14 protein-coding genes and 1 tRNA gene are annotated in these 17,117 nt (G+C 39.1%); 8 read left to right on the top strand and 7 right to left on the bottom strand.

The window, feature by feature from the left end:
* The first annotated feature begins 161 nt into the window (after positions 1-161).
* From C7B70_RS00540 to C7B70_RS00525, 4 genes are read left to right on the top strand one after another with little or no spacing between them, the layout of a single operon-like run.
* Positions 162-1,298, top strand: coding sequence for an FAD-dependent oxidoreductase (locus tag C7B70_RS00540; protein ID WP_106367120.1), 1,137 nt, complete (start codon positions 162-164; stop codon positions 1,296-1,298).
* The gene (locus C7B70_RS00535) at positions 1,298-2,293 is read left to right on the top strand and encodes a glycosyltransferase (RefSeq protein WP_106367119.1); all 996 of its coding nucleotides are present in this window, start codon (positions 1,298-1,300) and stop codon (positions 2,291-2,293) included. The genes C7B70_RS00540 and C7B70_RS00535 overlap by 1 nt, the downstream gene beginning before the upstream one ends.
* Before the next feature lie 8 nt (positions 2,294-2,301).
* A complete protein-coding gene (locus C7B70_RS00530; protein WP_106367118.1) occupies positions 2,302-3,102 on the top strand; it encodes a glycosyltransferase family 2 protein in 801 nt (266 codons plus the stop codon).
* Positions 3,095-5,404, top strand: a complete 2,310-nt coding sequence (locus C7B70_RS00525) for a hypothetical protein (protein WP_106367117.1) — start codon at positions 3,095-3,097, stop codon at positions 5,402-5,404. The genes C7B70_RS00530 and C7B70_RS00525 overlap by 8 nt, the downstream gene beginning before the upstream one ends.
* 3 nt (positions 5,405-5,407) lie before the next feature.
* Here the strand turns inward: C7B70_RS00525 and C7B70_RS00520 are convergent, their stop codons facing one another.
* The 3 genes from C7B70_RS00520 to petB all read right to left on the bottom strand — a co-directional run bounded on the left by C7B70_RS00520 (position 5,408) and on the right by petB (position 7,221).
* Positions 5,408-5,836, bottom strand: coding sequence for an anti-sigma regulatory factor (locus tag C7B70_RS00520; protein ID WP_106367116.1), 429 nt, complete (start codon positions 5,834-5,836; stop codon positions 5,408-5,410).
* Between the two features lie 196 nt (positions 5,837-6,032).
* Positions 6,033-6,515 carry a cytochrome b6-f complex subunit IV gene (petD, locus tag C7B70_RS00515; RefSeq protein ID WP_106367115.1) on the bottom strand — a complete coding sequence of 161 codons (483 nt, stop codon included), beginning with the start codon at positions 6,513-6,515 and terminating at the stop codon, positions 6,033-6,035.
* Between the two features lie 58 nt (positions 6,516-6,573).
* Entirely contained in the window at positions 6,574-7,221 is a 648-nt protein-coding gene (gene petB / locus C7B70_RS00510) for a cytochrome b6 (protein ID WP_106367114.1), read from the bottom strand.
* 301 nt (positions 7,222-7,522) lie between these two features.
* Here petB and ctpA point away from each other — a divergent pair, with 301 nt between their 5' ends.
* Positions 7,523-8,764, top strand: coding sequence for a carboxyl-terminal processing protease CtpA (gene ctpA, locus C7B70_RS00505; RefSeq protein ID WP_106367276.1), 1,242 nt, complete (start codon positions 7,523-7,525; stop codon positions 8,762-8,764).
* Between the two features lie 2 nt (positions 8,765-8,766).
* On the opposite strand, the gene C7B70_RS00500 is transcribed toward ctpA, so the two are convergent.
* Complete coding sequence (locus C7B70_RS00500; protein ID WP_233220769.1) at positions 8,767-9,492, bottom strand: MBL fold metallo-hydrolase; 726 nt, start codon at positions 9,490-9,492, stop codon at positions 8,767-8,769.
* A gap of 109 nt (positions 9,493-9,601) precedes the next feature.
* On the opposite strand from C7B70_RS00500, the gene C7B70_RS00495 reads away from it, so the two are divergent.
* Positions 9,602-11,089 carry a site-2 protease family protein gene (locus C7B70_RS00495; protein ID WP_369831782.1) on the top strand — a complete coding sequence of 496 codons (1,488 nt, stop codon included), beginning with the start codon at positions 9,602-9,604 and terminating at the stop codon, positions 11,087-11,089.
* A 35-nt stretch (positions 11,090-11,124) separates the two neighbouring features.
* Positions 11,125-12,489, top strand: coding sequence for an FADH(2)-oxidizing methylenetetrahydrofolate--tRNA-(uracil(54)-C(5))-methyltransferase TrmFO (trmFO, locus tag C7B70_RS00490; RefSeq protein WP_106367113.1), 1,365 nt, complete (start codon positions 11,125-11,127; stop codon positions 12,487-12,489).
* 146 nt (positions 12,490-12,635) lie between these two features.
* On the opposite strand, the gene C7B70_RS00485 is transcribed toward trmFO, so the two are convergent.
* From C7B70_RS00485 to C7B70_RS00475, 3 genes are all read right to left on the bottom strand, one after another.
* Positions 12,636-12,709 (bottom strand) — tRNA-Asp (locus tag C7B70_RS00485).
* Positions 12,710-12,815: 106 nt separating this feature from the next.
* On the bottom strand, positions 12,816-14,033 hold the full coding sequence (locus tag C7B70_RS00480; RefSeq protein ID WP_106367112.1) for an esterase-like activity of phytase family protein: 1,218 nt from the start codon (positions 14,031-14,033) through the stop codon (positions 12,816-12,818).
* An 87-nt stretch (positions 14,034-14,120) separates the two neighbouring features.
* A complete protein-coding gene (locus tag C7B70_RS00475; RefSeq protein ID WP_106367111.1) occupies positions 14,121-15,638 on the bottom strand; it encodes a TM0106 family RecB-like putative nuclease in 1,518 nt (505 codons plus the stop codon).
* A 240-nt stretch (positions 15,639-15,878) separates the two neighbouring features.
* Here C7B70_RS00475 and C7B70_RS00470 point away from each other — a divergent pair, with 240 nt between their 5' ends.
* Complete coding sequence (locus C7B70_RS00470; RefSeq protein ID WP_106367110.1) at positions 15,879-17,060, top strand: aminotransferase class V-fold PLP-dependent enzyme; 1,182 nt, start codon at positions 15,879-15,881, stop codon at positions 17,058-17,060.
* Positions 17,061-17,117: the final 57 nt, after the last annotated feature.

Genomic DNA, 17,117 nt, shown 5'->3' with positions numbered 1-17,117 from the left:
CCGCAATTTGGCAAGGGGTCAATCTAGACGTAATATTAATTTGTAATTACACTGATTAGATTGAACTATACAGTTAATTTTGTCAAATCTCCCCTCGGCAGAAAACTTTAAATTTTTTGATATTAACTTTAACTTAAATAACATCAAGTTTTGTTTTTAATATGGTTGAATATTCTCATTATGATGCCGTTGTTGTTGGAGGGGGTTTTTTTGGCTGTACAGTTTCTTTATACTTAAAAAAGCATCTAAAATCTGTGCTTATTTTAGAGAAAGAAGCCGATTTATTTCAACGCGCCTCCTATGTCAATCAAGCTAGAGTTCACAATGGTTATCACTATCCTAGAAGCCTCTTAACTGCTTTACGATCAAAGGTGAATTTTAACAAATTTGTCAATAATTATCAAGATTGCATCGTTAGTAGTTTTGATAACTATTACGCAGTTAGCAGCTATTTTTCTAAAGTAAATGCCCGTCAATTTAAAACTTTTTGTCAGCGCGTTGATATCCCTATAACCTTAGTATCTCCAACCATCAAAAACCTATTTAACTCTAATTTAATAGAAGAAGTATTTAAAACCCAAGAATATGTTTTTGATGCAATCAAGCTTAAAAACAAAATGCTTGTAGCTTTAGAAGAACATCAAATCAAAATAAAATTCGATGCAGACGTAATTAAAGTAAGGAAAATCACAGAAACAGAAAAAATAAATATTACTATAAACACTAACCTAGGTCAAACTTGCATTACAGCTAAATATATTTTTAACTGTACCTACTCCGCTATCAACACAATTCTTTCAGCTTCCGAATTAACGGCGATACCGCTTAAACATGAATTGGCTGAAATTGTCCTTGTGCAAGTTCCCGAATCTATTAAAAATATCGGAATAACTGTTATGTGTGGGCCATTCTTTTCACTTATGCCTTTTCCATCAAAACAACTGCATACTTTAAGCCATGTCAGATATACACCCCATTGTTATTGGCAAGATACAGAAAATACTACTAGTGCTACAAATAAAATTTACCATCAAGCAACCCGTAAAACAAACTATCCTTATATGATTAGGGATGCTACACGTTATTTACCTATTCTCTCTAGCTGTAGCTATGTAGATTCACTCTGGGAAGTCAAAACAGTTTTACCCCAAAGTGAAGTAGATGATAGTAGACCAATTTTATTTAAACGCCACCAGCAATTGCCAAATCTTACTTGTATTTTGGGAGGAAAAATTGATAATGTGTATGATATTTTCCACGAACTTCAGTTTTTAGAAAGTGAAGGCAATAATAATTAATGGATACTTCTGATTATTTTGTTTCGGTAATTGCTCCTTTATACAATCACTCAGAAATTATTGAAAGTTTTGTTACTGATATTATGCAGGTATTGCGACAAAATTATACTTATTTTGAATTGGTGCTGATTAATGACGGTTCGGAAGATGATACTGCTGAAAAAGTAATTAATCTCTTAAAAGAGTATGAATGTATTAGATTAATAAGTCTTTCTCGACACTTTAGTACAGAAATTGCTATTTCATCAGGTTTAGATGCAGTAATTGGAGACTTCGTAGTTGTCCTACTTCCATGCGATCCTCCCTTACTAATTCCTCCATTAATTGAACAATGTAAAAATGGTAAAGACATCTTAATTGGTGTAAGTAAAAATCGATTAGGGCAACCATTGTGGGTAAGAATAGGTGCTAACTTCTTTTATCTGTCTTGTTATCACTTATTAAAAATTCCTCTGACAAAAAATGCTACTCAATTTCGAGTGTTTAGCAGACAAGTAGTTAATGCAATTACTCAAGTTCAAGACAAATATCGTTATTTGCATTTACTCAGTTTCTATATTGGCTACAAATATCAAACTTTTGTTTACGAACCAATTAGAAGATATAAAGTCTCGCGTAGCAAGAGTTTAATTGAATACCTAAACCTAGCTTTACAAATAATTGTAGTTAACTCTGTTCATCCTTTACGATTTGCTAGTTATTTAAGTATATTAGCAAGCATTTTTAACATTGCTTATATTTGCTACGTGGTACTTGTATACTTAATTAAAGAAAAAGTTGCTGAAGGCTGGGTAACATTATCTATCCAAAATGCTATCATGTTCTTCTTTATTTCTATAATTTTAGCGATTTTATGTGAGTATGTAGGACTAATTTTCGCTAAGTCTAAAGGATGGGCTGCTTATTACATTGCTGAGGAGAAAAATAGTTCAGTTTTAATTTCAGAACAAGAGCAAAGAAATATTGTTAACGACTCTAAAAATATTAATATATAAGCCATCTTATGAATCAAAAATACCAACACTGGCAAATACCTAATCATACAACTGTTGAAATAAGAGAGAAGCAAAGTAAATATTGTGTTTGTATTTTTGTAATTAATGAAGGAGAAAAAATTAGAAAGCAATTACAAAATATGCAACCAATATCTCAAGACATTGATGTAATCATTGCTGATGGAGGTAGTGGTGATAACTCCTTAGAAATAGATTTTCTTAAAAGTGTTTTGGTACGAACTTTACTAACTAAGCAAAGCAAAGGTAAACTAAGCGCTCAAATGCGGATGGCTTTTGCCTATGCTATGTTACAAAACTATGAAGGAGTTGTTACTATTGATGGTAATAATAAAGACGATTCTACAGCTATATATGCTTTTATAGAAGCATTAGAACGAGGAGGCGATCACATTCAAGGTTCACGTTTTATTAAAGGAGGAAAAGCAATTAATACTCCTTGGAATCGTTACTTAGCTATCCGTTTAATTCATGCTCCTTTGATTAGTATAGCGGCGGGTTTTTGGTATACAGATACTACTAATGGCTTTCGCGCTTACAGCCGCAGATTATTATTAGACCCATTAATTGCGCCTTTTCGTAATATTTTTTCAGCTTATGAGTTACATTATTATCTTGCAATTAAAGCAGCAAAACTAGGTTATTTAGTCAAAGAAATACCTGTAACTCGGCGCTACCCCGGTAAGGGAAAGATCCCCACTAAAATTACTCCAATTAGAGGTAACTTTTTAGTAATGACAACTCTTTTAAAAGCTTGCTTACATAAATTTGATCCACCAGATAATGAATAGAATCAAAAAATATTTTTACTCGAAAAATATATTATTTTTAACCTTATTATTTGTAGCGCTGTTATTTTTTATTCAAGCAGTTAGCTTTAGCTTTAATTTAGATTACAAAGCTTACAACGGAGCTTTTCAAACATTTAATCCATTGCGTAGAATATTTATAGGCGAAATTCCTGGACGTGATTTTAATCCTTATTTAGGATTGGGTACAACTTATATAACAGCCGTTTTAACTTATCTTTTTGGTGGCAACTTTGCAGCTTCAAAATGCAGCATTTATCTACTCTCAGTTTTATTACATTTGCTTGTACTGACAACCTTATTTTTTCTATCTGGCTTTTCTATTAAAAAAGCTTTTATTAGTGCTGCTTTTGTTTTCATACTTATTTCTTACGATGTCCAAAGATTAACTCTCTTTTGGGAACTTGCTGGGCCAGGAAATAGCAATTTAGGTGTACGTAGCGCCTTGCCTTTTATTAGTAGCTGGATTGTTTTATTCCTGTTTAAGTTCTGCCAGAATAAACCGCAAACATTTTACTGTTTGACAGGTTGTTTAATTGGGATTCAACCCCTTTGGTCTAATGATTATGGCATACCTTCTAGTGTTGCTCTTAGTGGAGCAATTATTGTTAATTTAATTAAGCAAGAAAGTAACAAAATAACTAAATTAATTTTGCTTTTTACTTCGGCGGCGATCACATTTTTTACCGCAGCTTCTTTATTAACTGGAGGGAATACAATAAATTGGTTAAAAGACAATTTTAGCGGTGTAGCTGCCGATCAATTTTGGTATTTTGTCTGGTACAATGGCAAAAACAAAATATTTTCATTAAGCGATCTATTTTCTACGCCTTTATTGTATTTATATATCCCCTCACTATTAGTAATATTTTTATATGTATTAGCTAAAAACTATAATACAAAATATTTATTACTACTATATATTGCTTCTACAGTAATTATGGCAGGTATGCTTTCCTCTATAGGAGGAACGGTTAGTATGCGCTATTACTTGGCAACTATTTTAACTGGTTTGTTTGTGATTCCTTTAGCGGTAAGCCTTTTATTTCCAGTTTTGATAACTAAATTAAATATAGTTACTAGAAACCTACGTTTTTCACCCTTATCTACACTATTAATTATTTATATATCTGTCCTAATAACCAATATTATTCCAGCTTATGTGTTAGTTACTGATATCTCCGCCAACAAAGTTTTTTGGGTGCAAGAGTTTAATGGCTGGCTACCTAACAAATGGCAGCACAGTATACAGGTAGCGAAAAAAATTAATCAAGAACTAAAAGATGAATTGCCCACTACAAGAATATTATCAACTTATTCATCGGGAATAGATATAATAGCTAGAGCATTTAATCCAACCGGAATAGACTATATAATTCATGCTTTGGGAACTTCTGCAAGAAGTCATTATATTGAAAGTCTTTTAAGTTCTAAACCAAAATATATAACTACGTTACGAGAAGATTATACTCAATGGGAAACTTGGGTACGTCGAACAAATTGGTGGTTTTATAGAGAGTTTGTGCGCGATTACAAACCCGTAGAAGCAACATTCTATAACATAATTTGGCAGCGTCTCGAAATCCCAAAGAAGCAAGTTTATCCTCCAGCTATCTGTCGTATAAATAAAGAAAGTAACAATAAAACTATTATTAGTATTTTGACAAATACACAAACAACTGATACAGTTTACTATGCAGAAATTGATTTAAAATATCAATTAGAAGTCAAAAGTAGCGGTATTCCTATAATTGGTAAAAGGGGAATTGTTAATGCAACGGAAAAAAAGACGGCTTTAACAAAACCCATAGCAAAAACCTCTAATCGCAGTTATGGAATGCCACCAAATGCTAATCACTGGTACGTGCCATTGGATCATAAACTAGGGACACGTTCAGTATTAGAACTACAAGCATACCCCGCAAATCGTGCCAATTTAGTAGTAGAATCCTGTCAAGCACAGTTATTTGCACCTGTTGATGAATTTGCTTTCAATCGCCGCTTAATGCTAGCAAATATAAGTAACGCAAATTGGCATAATGGAATTGCGATCGCACCATCAAATAATCATAGAGCCGGAATTGCGAAGCTCTGCGAGCGCGCTGGCGTTATCGCACAATTAGAAATACTACCCGAACTCTACCCAGGAATGGATATAGAGTTTGCTAGTAGTGGTAAGCGTAAAATTATCGAAATTAAAGATAATCAAGTTTGGGTGACTGGTGCAAGCCTTAATCCCGTAACTGATGGTTATCCTCAGCCTGTAACTGTAACGTTGCGGTAATGTTTACTTTAAAGTCCCATATTTAACAATCAACAAACAATTTCTGCCGTCTGCATTGCGATCATATACTACTCTATCAGCCAAACGCCGCAGCAAAAACCAACCATAACCCCCTTCTTGTAACGTACCCGGTTTAGGTTCCGTCAACACATCAGGATTAAAGGGTTTACCTTTATCCCAGATTCTAATCTCAAACCTATCAGCCCACAAACTCAAATCAATATCTATAGTAGTATCTGGTGGTAAAGATTGATGGGCATGGCGCACAGCGTTTGTAAAACCTTCTGCTAAAGCTAAGTTGAGGCGATAAAGTTCTCGTTCTGACCATAATAACTGAGACAAATGTTGCCGACAAAATTCCTCAAACCATTGTTGTACTTGGTTGAGAAACTTAAGATTGCTATACACCGTCAAATGATCTTGCTCTAACATAGTCTAGCGCGACCGCAGTTCAATTTAAGGAGAGCAATAATCAGTCAAAGGCTTAGAGAAAAAAGTCTATATTTCTACTTTAGAGAATTTAGTGTGCGATCGCCTTATTAAAATTGACACCTGTAAAAGCTTCTTAGTTGCCTAAAGCCAGCTAAGATACAGGTGTCAAAATCTAACTCTCGATAGCTAGATTAACCTAGAATAACCCTAGGGTAAATGACTTATCAATGGGATAAGTAGCACCAATACCTAGCCACAAGGTAATTAGTGTACCAATCATGAATACAGTTGTGGCTACTGGACGACGGAAAGGGTTTTGAAACTTGTTCACGTTCTCAATGAACGGAACAGCAATTAACCCAATGGGAACCGCAGCCATTGCCAGTACTCCTAAAAGCTTGCTAGGAACTGAGCGGAGAATCTGAAACACTGGATACAAGTACCATTCTGGTAAAATTTCCAATGGAGTAGCAAAAGGATTTGCAACTTCGCCAGTAGTAGCAGGGTCTAAGACCGACAAAGCCACAATACAAGCTCCCGTACCTAAAATTACGACAGGGAACATATACAACAAGTCATTGGGCCAAGCAGGTTCGCCATAGTAGTTATGACCCATGCCTAGAGCTAGTTTTTCCCGTAACTTTGGATCGCTAAGATCCGGTTTTTTAATCGTTGCCATCAGTAAAGTGTTCTCCGTTTAGAGTTGATAAAAGCGATTAGTCACGCAATTGCTTAAATTACAAAGGTCCAGAAATGCCTTGCTTGCGAATCATCAAAAAGTGCAACAACATAAATACAGCAATCAACCAAGGCAATACAAAGGTATGAGCGCTGTAGTAACGAGTTAAGGTTGCTTGACCGACACTAGAACCACCGCGTAAGAGGTCAGCCATAAGCGTACCAACTACGGGGATTGCTTCTGGTACACCACTAACAATCTTTACCGCCCAGTATCCAACTTGATCCCAAGGTAGGGAGTAGCCAGTTACACCAAAAGAAACGGTAAGGACTGCCAAAATTACACCTGTTACCCAGGTTAATTCACGGGGCTTTTTGAAGCCACCAGTAAGATAAACCCGGAAGGTGTGCAAAATCATCATCAACACCATCATGCTTGCAGACCAGCGATGCACGGAACGAATTAACCAACCGAAGTTGACATCATTCATTAGGTACTGCACGGAAGTATAAGCTTCCGCAACTGTTGGTCTGTAGTAAAACGTCATGGCGAACCCAGTAGCAAACTGGATTAAAAAGCAAGTTAAAGTGATGCCACCAAAGCAGTAAAAAATATTGACGTGGGGAGGCACATACTTATTGGTTACATCTTCAGCGAGGGCTTCAATTTCTAAGCGCTCCTCAAACCAGTCGTAAACGTTTGCCATACAATTAGTAAATTTCCTGAGAATGGATTACGGTTTTAAAACTCCTCAAACTAAAATTAGTTCTGAGAGTCAGTTTTTTAAGGCTTGCACAAGTTCTAGGCATTTGGCACTCTTATTATTGTTGCTCAACTACGTAGTTTTTTGCTTGGCGATCGCCCAATTGCTTTCCGTGAAGGTTGGCAGTTAGCTGAGTTTTTCTGCATTAGTTCTATAAAAAAAGTAACATAATCGAGAGTGTGATTTCATAATTATGCGTGTCAATGGCGGCGAAATTTTGGGGAGAAAGAGGGAAAATAGTGAGATGAGTGTAAATTACAAACGAATTTTTCAAATCGGCATCTTACTAATACTGTCAATTTCTCTCTCTATTGGTAGTTGCATATCTCCCGCCGCCGCGCTGACTAAAGAGCAAAAGTTAGTCTCCGAGGCATGGAGAATTGTTAACCGTACTTATTTAGATGATAGTTTCAATCACCAAAATTGGGCATCGGTGCGGCAAAAAGTGCTGAAACAGCCCTTAAATGACGAAGAATCAGCTTTTAATGCTGTCCAAAAAATGATTGCTACTTTGGACGACCCGTTTACGCGGTTTTTGCGCCCAGAACAGTATCGCAGCTTGCAGGTAAATACGTCAGGAGAGTTGACTGGAGTAGGCTTACAGATTGCAATAGATGCCACAACCGGAGTTTTAGAGGTAGTCGCCCCTATTGAGGGTTCTCCCGCCGATAAAGCTGGGATTCGATCGCGCGATCGCATTACCCAAATTGATAGCACTCCCAGTACCCAAATTACCCTAGATGAAGCGGCAGCACAGATGCGGGGGCAAATAGGCACTCACGTTTACTTGACGATTGAGCGCGAAGGGGAAGCAAGCAAGGAAATCGATTTAGTACGCGATCGCATAGCTCTAAATCCTGTAGTTAGTCAATTGCGTTCTCCCCAAAACGTTCCCATTGGCTACATTCGCTTAACTCAATTTAATGCCAACGCTACAACGGAGCTTGCTCATGCGATCGATAGCTTAGAAAAGCAGGGCGCGGAAGCATATATTTTAGATTTACGCAATAATCCCGGCGGTTTATTGCAATCAGGAATTGAAATTGCGCGGTTGTGGTTAGATAAAAGCACAGTAGTATACACGGTAAACCGCCAAGGGATTCAAGGCAGTTTTGAAGCTTACGGATCGCCCTTAACCCGCGATCCATTGGTAGTTTTAGTCAATCAAGGCTCGGCAAGTGCCAGTGAAATTTTAGCCGGAGCGCTGCAAGACAACGGTAGGGCGACTTTGGTAGGAGAAACTACTTTTGGTAAAGGCTTAATTCAGTCTTTATTTGACTTGTCTAATGGTGCGGGATTAGCGGTTACAGTAGCTAAATACGAAACTCCTAATCATCGAGATATTAATAAATTAGGTATAGCCCCTGATCGCTTAGTTAAACTAGAACCCATTACCCGCGAACAAATCGGTACAGCAGCAGATAACCAATACACAGCCGCCGTAGAGTTTTTGACAAGCCTGGTTGTAGTAGCAAAAGCCGCTTAAACCTACAAAATAGTTGGAGAGTTTTTTAAGGCTATTAAGTCTAGCATCGCTAACTGCTGATACGCATTAGCGATTACTTTTTCTCCCCGCAAAAACCCTATATTTGCCCCAGGACAAATAAGCGCCAAGGTTTCCGGCGTAAATGTTTCCCGCAGTAGTTGTAAGCTGTTTATTTGCCAATGCCATTGAAAAGTTTTAGCAGTTCTTAACGGTACAGGTTGCCCTTGACGATTTGGTAGCAAGTGTCGCCCCGTAAACAAAATACCACCATAACGCGGATAATAAAGGCAGGAGGAACCGGGAGAATGCCCCGATGTCCAAATTGCCCTTGAGTTGCTTTGCAGAGTCATTTCTTGCCTAAAAGTCGTTACTTTGACTTTTGGCAATAAATAAGCTTCTTGCTCTTGAATTAAAACTTCACAATTAAAATAGTTTTGTAGCTGTCGTACCTTGCCAATGCCGCCCCGATGAGTAATAAATAAGCTTTTTATTCCGCCGTGAGTAGTCAAAAACTCACAAGTAGGCTCATCTACCGCCGGACAATCAAGCAAGATATTACCTTCTTTTTCTACAATAAGATAAGCAGTACCTCCTAAAGTTTCCGAATTGGGTGAAAAAGCATAAATATTGTCTAATACAGCTTGGGGTGGTTTGGAATGACGCTGGACGGGAATGGGGTCAAAATCCGTTGTATTAACAAAAGTGGGAAAGGAAGAATCTGAGTACACAGCTACCGCCAGTAGAAAGCTCTAGTTTTTTGATTATGAATGCAGCAGGTCGGGTTTTCAAAAAAAGTTTGGCATCCTCAAATCCTCATTAAACTTTATTTTAAATAGTATGATTATTGACTGGATTATTCTTTTACTTATGGCACTATTTACCTACTCAATAGTGCGCCGGAGTGTCGCAGGAGTAACAACTACTCCCGTTTGGCTTTTATGGCTAGTATTGATGACACCGCCTTTTGTTTGGAGTTTATGGGTGGTAGTCTACGGTGCAAAGCAGCTACCGCCAATTGGACTATTAATCGGGATGAGTCTACTAAGCATATTTTTCTACCTAAAACTGCATCAAAAAGGGCGAAAAAACTTAGTTCCTCCTCAACAAGAATCATCCAAGGCTCTTGAACCAGCGCCTCTGGTAAAAGCTATTGTCCCGCCACCAGTGCCTTTACGCCCCATTGATAAAGAGGAAGAAACTAAGCTAAGAAATTGTTTTCCTTGGTCGATATTTTATCTAAATAATATTGAGTATCGACCCCAAGCAATTATTTGTCGGGGACAGTTGAAAGAAAAATCTTCATCCCAGGCTTACGATCGCATTAAAGAGAATGTTCGCGCCGAATTTGGCGATCGCTTTTTAGTCTTGTTTCAAGAAGATAGCACTGGAAAGCCGTTTTTTGCTTTAGTTCCCAATCCCCAATCCGCAAGTAAACCCAAAAATAATCAAATAACTCGCCCCGGATTGGCGCTAGGACTACTAATTGCTACTATTTGCACTACTACCTTCGTGGGGGTAGAAATTGCCAATGCCAGTAATGTAGCTTTATTGAAATCTCAACCAGGGATACTACTAAGCGGCTTACCTTACGCGGCTGCTTTAATGACTATTCTGGGCATCCACGAACTAGGGCATTATTTAGCCGCCAGATACTACAAAATCCGGGCAACACTGCCTTACTTTATTCCGTTTCCAGCATTTTTAGGAACCTTTGGCGCATTTATTCAAATGCGTAGCCCTGTACCCAACCGTAAAGCCTTATTTGACGTAAGTATTGCTGGGCCATTGGCGGGTTTTATCGTAACTTTACCTGTACTAATTTGGGGTTTAGCTCATTCAACAATTGTATCGCTGCCAGAAAAAGCCGAGCAAGTGTTAAACCCTAATGCTTTAAACCCCAATTACTCCCTACTATTGGCGCTGCTGAGTAAGTTGACACTGGGCATTCAACTAGCGGGCGATCGCGCTTTAGACTTGCACCCTGTAGCCGTAGCTGGGTTAATTGGACTAATAGCTACAGCTTTAAATTTGATTCCTGTAGGACAACTAGATGGCGGTCATATTATTCATGCCATGTTCGGACAACGCAATGGTATAGCGATCGGGCAAATTTCCCGATTTTTAATATTAGGGCTGGCTTTACTGCAACCTGGTTTCTTAATCTGGGCAATTATCTTATTTTTTATGCCTATTGCCGACGAACCTGCGTTAAATGATATTAGCGAACTCGATAATCGGCGCGACATTTTAGGAATACTGGCAATGGCATTGTTGGTAATGATTATTTTGCCCATGCCAGAAAAATTTGCTCAATTCCTAAACTAGCTAGACAATTTACTTTTATTCATCAAAGGTCATTAATGGTACAACCAATTCATGTTATTGGCGGTGGAATAGCTGGAACTGAAGCCGCTTGGCAAATTGCGGCGGCGGGAGTACCCGTAATATTGCAAGAAATGCGCCCCGATAAAGTTAGCCCTGCCCACCATTCCCAGGAATTAGCAGAACTTGTCTGTAGTAATTCCTTTGGGGCAATTTCGAGCGATCGCGCGGCGGGGTTACTGCACGCCGAATTACGTCAACTTAGTTCAATCATTATTGCTAAAGCTGACGAACACTCTGTACCTGCCGGAGGTGCTTTAGCGGTAGATAGAGGCAAATTTAGCCATGACTTAACTACAACTTTGGCGAATCATCCATTAATTGAGTTGCGGCGGGGAGAAGTTGAGGAAATTCCATCAGGAATTGTTGTTTTAGCTACAGGCCCCTTAACCAGCCCCCAACTTGCTGAAGATTTGCAACGATTTACGGGGATGGAATACCTCAGCTTTTTTGATGCGGCAAGTCCCATTGTAGTTGGCGAATCAATTAACCGCGATCGGGCTTTTCTTGCTTCTCGCTACGACAAAGGCGACGCTGACTATCTTAATTGCCCAATGAATCGTGAGCAGTATTTGCACTTTCGTCAAGAACTATGTATTGCCGAACAAGCCCAATTAAAAGACTTTGAGCGCGAGACAGCTAAGTTTTTTGAAGCTTGTTTGCCCATTGAGGAATTAGCCCAGCGCGGCGAAGATACGATGCGTTATGGGCCCTTAAAGCCTGTAGGTTTATTTGATGCCCGTAAAGGCGATTTTCGCGCCCCTGAAAACAAGTCTGAACGTCCCTATGCTGTAGTGCAATTGCGCCAAGAAGATAAAGCTGGGCAGTTGTGGAATATGGTAGGATTTCAAACAAATTTACGTTGGAGCGAACAAAAGCGGATATTTCAAATGATTCCGGGCTTGGAAAATGCGGAGTTTGTGCGCTTGGGAGTCATGCACCGTAATACATTTATTAATGCGCCGCAGTTATTGCACCCTAGTTTGCAATTTAAGCATCATTCTACAGTTTTAGCCGCCGGACAAATAATTGGTACAGAGGGCTATACCGCAGCCTCCGCCGGGGGTTGGTTGGCGGGAACTAATGCAGCCAGGTTAGCTTTAGGTCAGCCGCCTTTAACGCTGCCTAATACAACAATGATGGGGGCGCTATTTGAATTTATTAGTTCCGCATCGCCTAAACATTTTCAACCAATGCCGCCCAATTTTGGCATTTTGCCCCCATTACCAGAGAAAATTAAGAGCAAACAAGAACGATACGCTGCTTACCGCGATCGCGCTTTAGCCAATTTGGCGATCTGGTATAGTTCTTCGTTGCCAACGTTAGCGACAGTAGGCTGTTAGAACTTCAGCGTTTTGTAAGCAAAAACAGTTAGAAGATTGTTTTTGCGGCGCTGCTGATTAAATGTATAGATTTTGGCAACGAGACGTTGTATTACAACGTCTCTACATTGGTTTTGAAATCACTTTTCAAATCAGAAACAAATTAACGGGACTGACGGGGCTCGAACCCGCAACTTCCGCCGTGACAGGGCGGTGCTCTAACCAATTGAACTACAGTCCCTTATTCAGGGCTTTACTATAGTTGCAGCTTTTTATGACTTTGTCAACAATTAATCAACTTTTAGTTGCAGCCTTCAACCGTCAGCAATAGAGCAACCGAGAATACATCACTTAGAAACCCTAAATTTGCGTTTGGCGATCGCTCCTGTAACTACCATTACAGCTAACCCAACAGTAGCAGAAGGTTCGGGGACAGGTTCAACACTAAAAGCTAAGACTTGAGTAAACTGAGTAGGGCTAAAGTTGTTGTCGCTAACAACAATCAAAGAACGTCGTCCATCTGGTAAGTCGGCTCCAAAAGTCATACCTTCAATATTATCTAAAGGTATATTTAACTTATCAAAATCAAAGAGAAGTTCTTTTTGAGCAGATTTAATCTTACTGATATCGGCGGCATTTAGACTACTAATATCGCTGATATCGTCCGCACCCTTTAAAGAAATCTCATACAATTTAATTGTATTGCCTGCACCTACAGAAAAAGAACGCTCCAAACTAAGAAAGTGCTTATCATCAATTGCCAGTAAATCTACTAACCCATTAGTATTAAATCCGTCTGCTGTGGTTGAAGGATTGGCAACTGAATCTGTTGAGTAAAGATATTCTGAGTCGGGTTTGCCTGTTGCGACATTGTAGCCAATAATCCGCGATGGACTGCCATTACTGACTGTTGCTACTGCGCCATCTTGAACTAAAGCATTTTCTGTAGCTGTAAATAGATAATTTTGACTAGGTGTTATGGTTAAGCTTTCAAAGGCTAGGTTGTTACGAATACCGCTCTTTTGAGGAGAAGTCGGCAAAAACTTTTGATCGACAGGTAAAGCTTTTAATTGCTCTCCAGTTAAGGAAAACTCTCTAACAAAAGGATTCGTTAAATTAGTCGCCGTCGCATCGCCTTCAGATGAAATATATAAAGTACCGTTAGTTGTTAAAGCAATACCTTCAGGATCGAGACTTTGCGCCGGAAAAGGTTTTCCGTCTTGATTTTTGAGCAAAGTTACATCAGTAAAATTGACTGCTTTTAAAGAGTTTTTATCAAGTTCAATAGTTAAAGTATAAAATCTTGCAGGCGCGTTTTGACTGCGATCATCAGAAATACTATAGTAAACATTTTTACTAGCATCGTAAGTAATCCCAGAAAGTCCACCGAGCAAAGTTCCCTCTACTTGGGTATCGGTAGTAAAAGTAACTTCCCCCAAAAAATCGATGTCTTTGATAGTAGAAGCCATGCTTGGCATTACGGCAAGGAATGTCCCCGTAAATCCACTGATAAGACTAAGGGCAACTACTTTAAAAATCGGGAAAATTTGCGTAATATTGCTCATGACAAAAAAGCCATCATAATGTACACCTGTACCTTATCAATTCAAAGATAAGCAGGTATTAAAGCCAGGTTATCAAAGGATTATTAGTTAGGAATTTTGTAAAAAACTAACAAACCAATCTTTAAGATGAAGAGTGGCGAGACAATCATCTTCGTTATACTCAATGATCGCATCTAATAAAATGCGATCGCCTGTTTCTAACCATTTATCGTACCAAAGTATTGATTGAGAGCCGTTTGCTTCGGGGTTGCGCCACGCAAAACCCAGCCACCGCGCTACAGTTTTTAAAGCGTAGCTTTCCGTTGGTAAGACGACAGTATGCGCTACTTGCTCGTAGATATCGATAAACCTTGTCAATAGCTGTGATATTTGCTCGTTTGGGGTGTGATAGAGTTTAGCTAATCGCTTGACTGTATCGACTTCGTAGGGGCAAAAATGAAAGATGGGCGCTTGGGGATATTGTTCGACTAAATCTAGAAATTGCTGCCATACTTTTGCTTCTTCGGCTTGGTTTTCTGCCAAAAAAGCGTAATACTTTTGGGTATTTGCTGTGCGATCGCAAACTAGAACCCCTAACAAGTAATCTAAGTTTAAGTCTGGCTGCGCTTCAATATCAAAGTAGAGTTCTATGGGAGCAATCAAGGACTCAGGATTTGGCGGTAAATATTTACTTTGTAATAGATCCTGTAAAACTATTTGAGATGTTGGTGTGGGTAGAGTTTTTTGAATTTCATAAGCACTACCAAAAGGTAAAAGAATCGGGCTATTAAGCTTTACTGATTGAGCCTGTAATACTAATTGCTGGGCGCTTTTGTCTTCAAAACTGGGTAGAGTGTTGATGAAGTCGGGATTTGCTTTAGCTAGAGATTCTAAGGTAACTAAGTCAATAGTTTGCAAGTCAGTGTAGCGATTAGGCGTGACACCAGGTAACAGCGAAAGGTGTTCAATTGCTTTAGCTTCGGCGTAACATTGAGTAAGCCAACCGCAAAAGTTGCATTTTTGCCGAGAAATAAATACTTCAGGAATTTCTGGGGAGTTTAGAGTATTAATGCACTCCTCAACCGATAAGTGCATTAAGGGAATCCATTTACTTAAACTGACTTCGTAAGCGTCAGTACGCCGTAATATCAGCAAAGCTGTAGGAGGATCGCCAGCTTGAGAAATTGCCAACATTTCCGCGTCATAGGCTGCTACAATTTGATACTCCAACTTGGGACGTTTGCCTAATTGAATATTGGCGGGGATATACAACCATTCGCCAAACTTGGAGTATCCTTGCTGCTTAATTAATAAATGCGGACGACTTAATAAGGTAATTTCTTCAGAGTAAGGTGCAAGTATTACTCCTTTATAGATACATTCTACGCCTTGGCGCATTAATTCAATAGTGGCTTTTGCTCCCGCTTTCCAATCATTTTTGGGATATTCTGGGCGGTGATAGTTGTATTGAGCTAAAACAAATTTTTGATAGGTAAATTTTTCTTGGATTACTCTATGCAGCCCATCACCAATTGGATCTCTTTGGCTAAGATCGCCATTAGTATCTAAAAAAGCCCTTCGCTTACAGCGTTGGTATTGTAATAAAATTTCAGCATTAAGCAGCATGGCTCTAGACTAACAATAATTTGGTAATTGGTAATTGGTAATAATTTCTATAAGCAATTCCCAATGTGGTAACAATGACGAGGAGACAGGAGAGGTGCAAAAGGAAAAATCATCACACTTTCAGCAACGCCATAATTTGCTAGGGAATTCTTACGTTTCTATAGTCTTGTTAGGATTCGGGGAGAAAAAGAGCAAGCGTACTTGCGGCGTTAGAGTTAATAAAACTGTTACTTTTTATTTATGAGTATTTCTACTTCCCAATCTAAACTCCAGTTACATCGCCAGCAGTTTCCAGCTTTAGCAAATAAGACTTATTTTAATTATGGCGGACAAGGCCCAATTCCTCAATCGGCAATTAATGCGACAAATAATGCTCAAGAGTATATCCAAACTTATGGGCCATTTTCAACAAAGGTTAATGGCTGGATTGCCCAGCAAGTAGAAGAAACTAGAAAGGCGATCGCCCTAGAACTAAATACTACACCTGATACTATTACCTTAACGGAAGATGTTACGGTGGGCTGCAACATTGCTTTGTGGGGGATTGATTGGCAAAAGAGCGATCGCATTTTACTTACCGACTGCGAACATCCGGGTATAATCGCCACAGTACGAGAAATTGGGCGCAGATTTGGGGTAGAAATCGATACTTGTCCGATTATGGCAACTTTAAATGAAGGCGATCCTGTAGAAGTAATTGAGCAGTATTTAAAGCCGCGCACTCGTTTATTAGTTTTAAGTCATTTGCTTTGGAATACCGGGCAAGTTTTGCCCCTTGACAAAATCGTTAAAGTATGCAGACAAGCTAATGTAAGAATTTTAGTAGATGCAGCGCAATCGGTGGGATCTTTGCCTTTAAATTTAACCGAATTAGGTGTAGATTTTTATGCCTTTACAGGTCATAAATGGTGGTGTGGTGCGGCGGGTGTAGGTGGCTTGTACGTGCATCCAGAAGCGCGAGAAAGCTTACAACCGACGTTTATAGGTTGGCGGGGTATTTTGACCGATACTAAAGGCAATCCTACAGGTTGGCAACCAGACGGACGCAGATATGAGGTGGCAACATCAGCTTACGGACAGTATGCAGGATTAAGAGAGGCGATCGCAACTCATCAGCAATGGGGAAGTGCGGAGGAAAGATACGAGCAAATTTGCGATTTAAGCAAGTATTTGTGGGAAAAGCTAAATCAACTACCCAAAATTAAATGTTTACGGACATCTCCACCAGAAGCGGGACTTGTATCTTTTCAACTTGATAATAGTAAAAACCGCCAATTGGTAGAGTTTCTAGAGGAGCAAAAAATCATGACGCGGATATTATTAGATCCTGATTGCGTCCGTGCTTGCGTCCATTATCTAACGCTGACCTCAGAAATAGATCGATTAGTTGAAGGAATTGAGAGTTTTATTAGCAATATTTAGCCTATATTGCGATCGCCGTAACTTATCTGGATTAAGCTTAAGCTACTTACGCAAGAT

Source organism: Chlorogloea sp. CCALA 695 (assembly GCF_003003885.1).
Lineage (GTDB): Bacteria > Cyanobacteriota > Cyanobacteriia > Cyanobacteriales > Chroococcidiopsidaceae > Aliterella.
This window is presented reverse-complemented; position numbering and strand designations above follow the sequence as displayed.

Coding starts and splice junctions, on each gene's coding strand:
- C7B70_RS00475 (WP_106367111.1), bottom strand. CDS start 15,638: ATGCTGCTTAATGCTGAAATTTTATTACAATACCAACGCTGTAAGCGA.
- ctpA (WP_106367276.1), top strand. CDS start 7,523: ATGAGTGTAAATTACAAACGAATTTTTCAAATCGGCATCTTACTAATA.
- C7B70_RS00530 (WP_106367118.1), top strand. CDS start 2,302: ATGAATCAAAAATACCAACACTGGCAAATACCTAATCATACAACTGTT.
- C7B70_RS00525 (WP_106367117.1), top strand. CDS start 3,095: ATGAATAGAATCAAAAAATATTTTTACTCGAAAAATATATTATTTTTA.
- C7B70_RS00520 (WP_106367116.1), bottom strand. CDS start 5,836: ATGTTAGAGCAAGATCATTTGACGGTGTATAGCAATCTTAAGTTTCTC.
- C7B70_RS00480 (WP_106367112.1), bottom strand. CDS start 14,033: ATGAGCAATATTACGCAAATTTTCCCGATTTTTAAAGTAGTTGCCCTT.
- C7B70_RS00535 (WP_106367119.1), top strand. CDS start 1,298: ATGGATACTTCTGATTATTTTGTTTCGGTAATTGCTCCTTTATACAAT.
- trmFO (WP_106367113.1), top strand. CDS start 11,125: ATGGTACAACCAATTCATGTTATTGGCGGTGGAATAGCTGGAACTGAA.
- petD (WP_106367115.1), bottom strand. CDS start 6,515: ATGGCAACGATTAAAAAACCGGATCTTAGCGATCCAAAGTTACGGGAA.
- petB (WP_106367114.1), bottom strand. CDS start 7,221: ATGGCAAACGTTTACGACTGGTTTGAGGAGCGCTTAGAAATTGAAGCC.
- C7B70_RS00495 (WP_369831782.1), top strand. CDS start 9,602: ATGATTATTGACTGGATTATTCTTTTACTTATGGCACTATTTACCTAC.
- C7B70_RS00470 (WP_106367110.1), top strand. CDS start 15,879: ATGAGTATTTCTACTTCCCAATCTAAACTCCAGTTACATCGCCAGCAG.
- C7B70_RS00540 (WP_106367120.1), top strand. CDS start 162: ATGGTTGAATATTCTCATTATGATGCCGTTGTTGTTGGAGGGGGTTTT.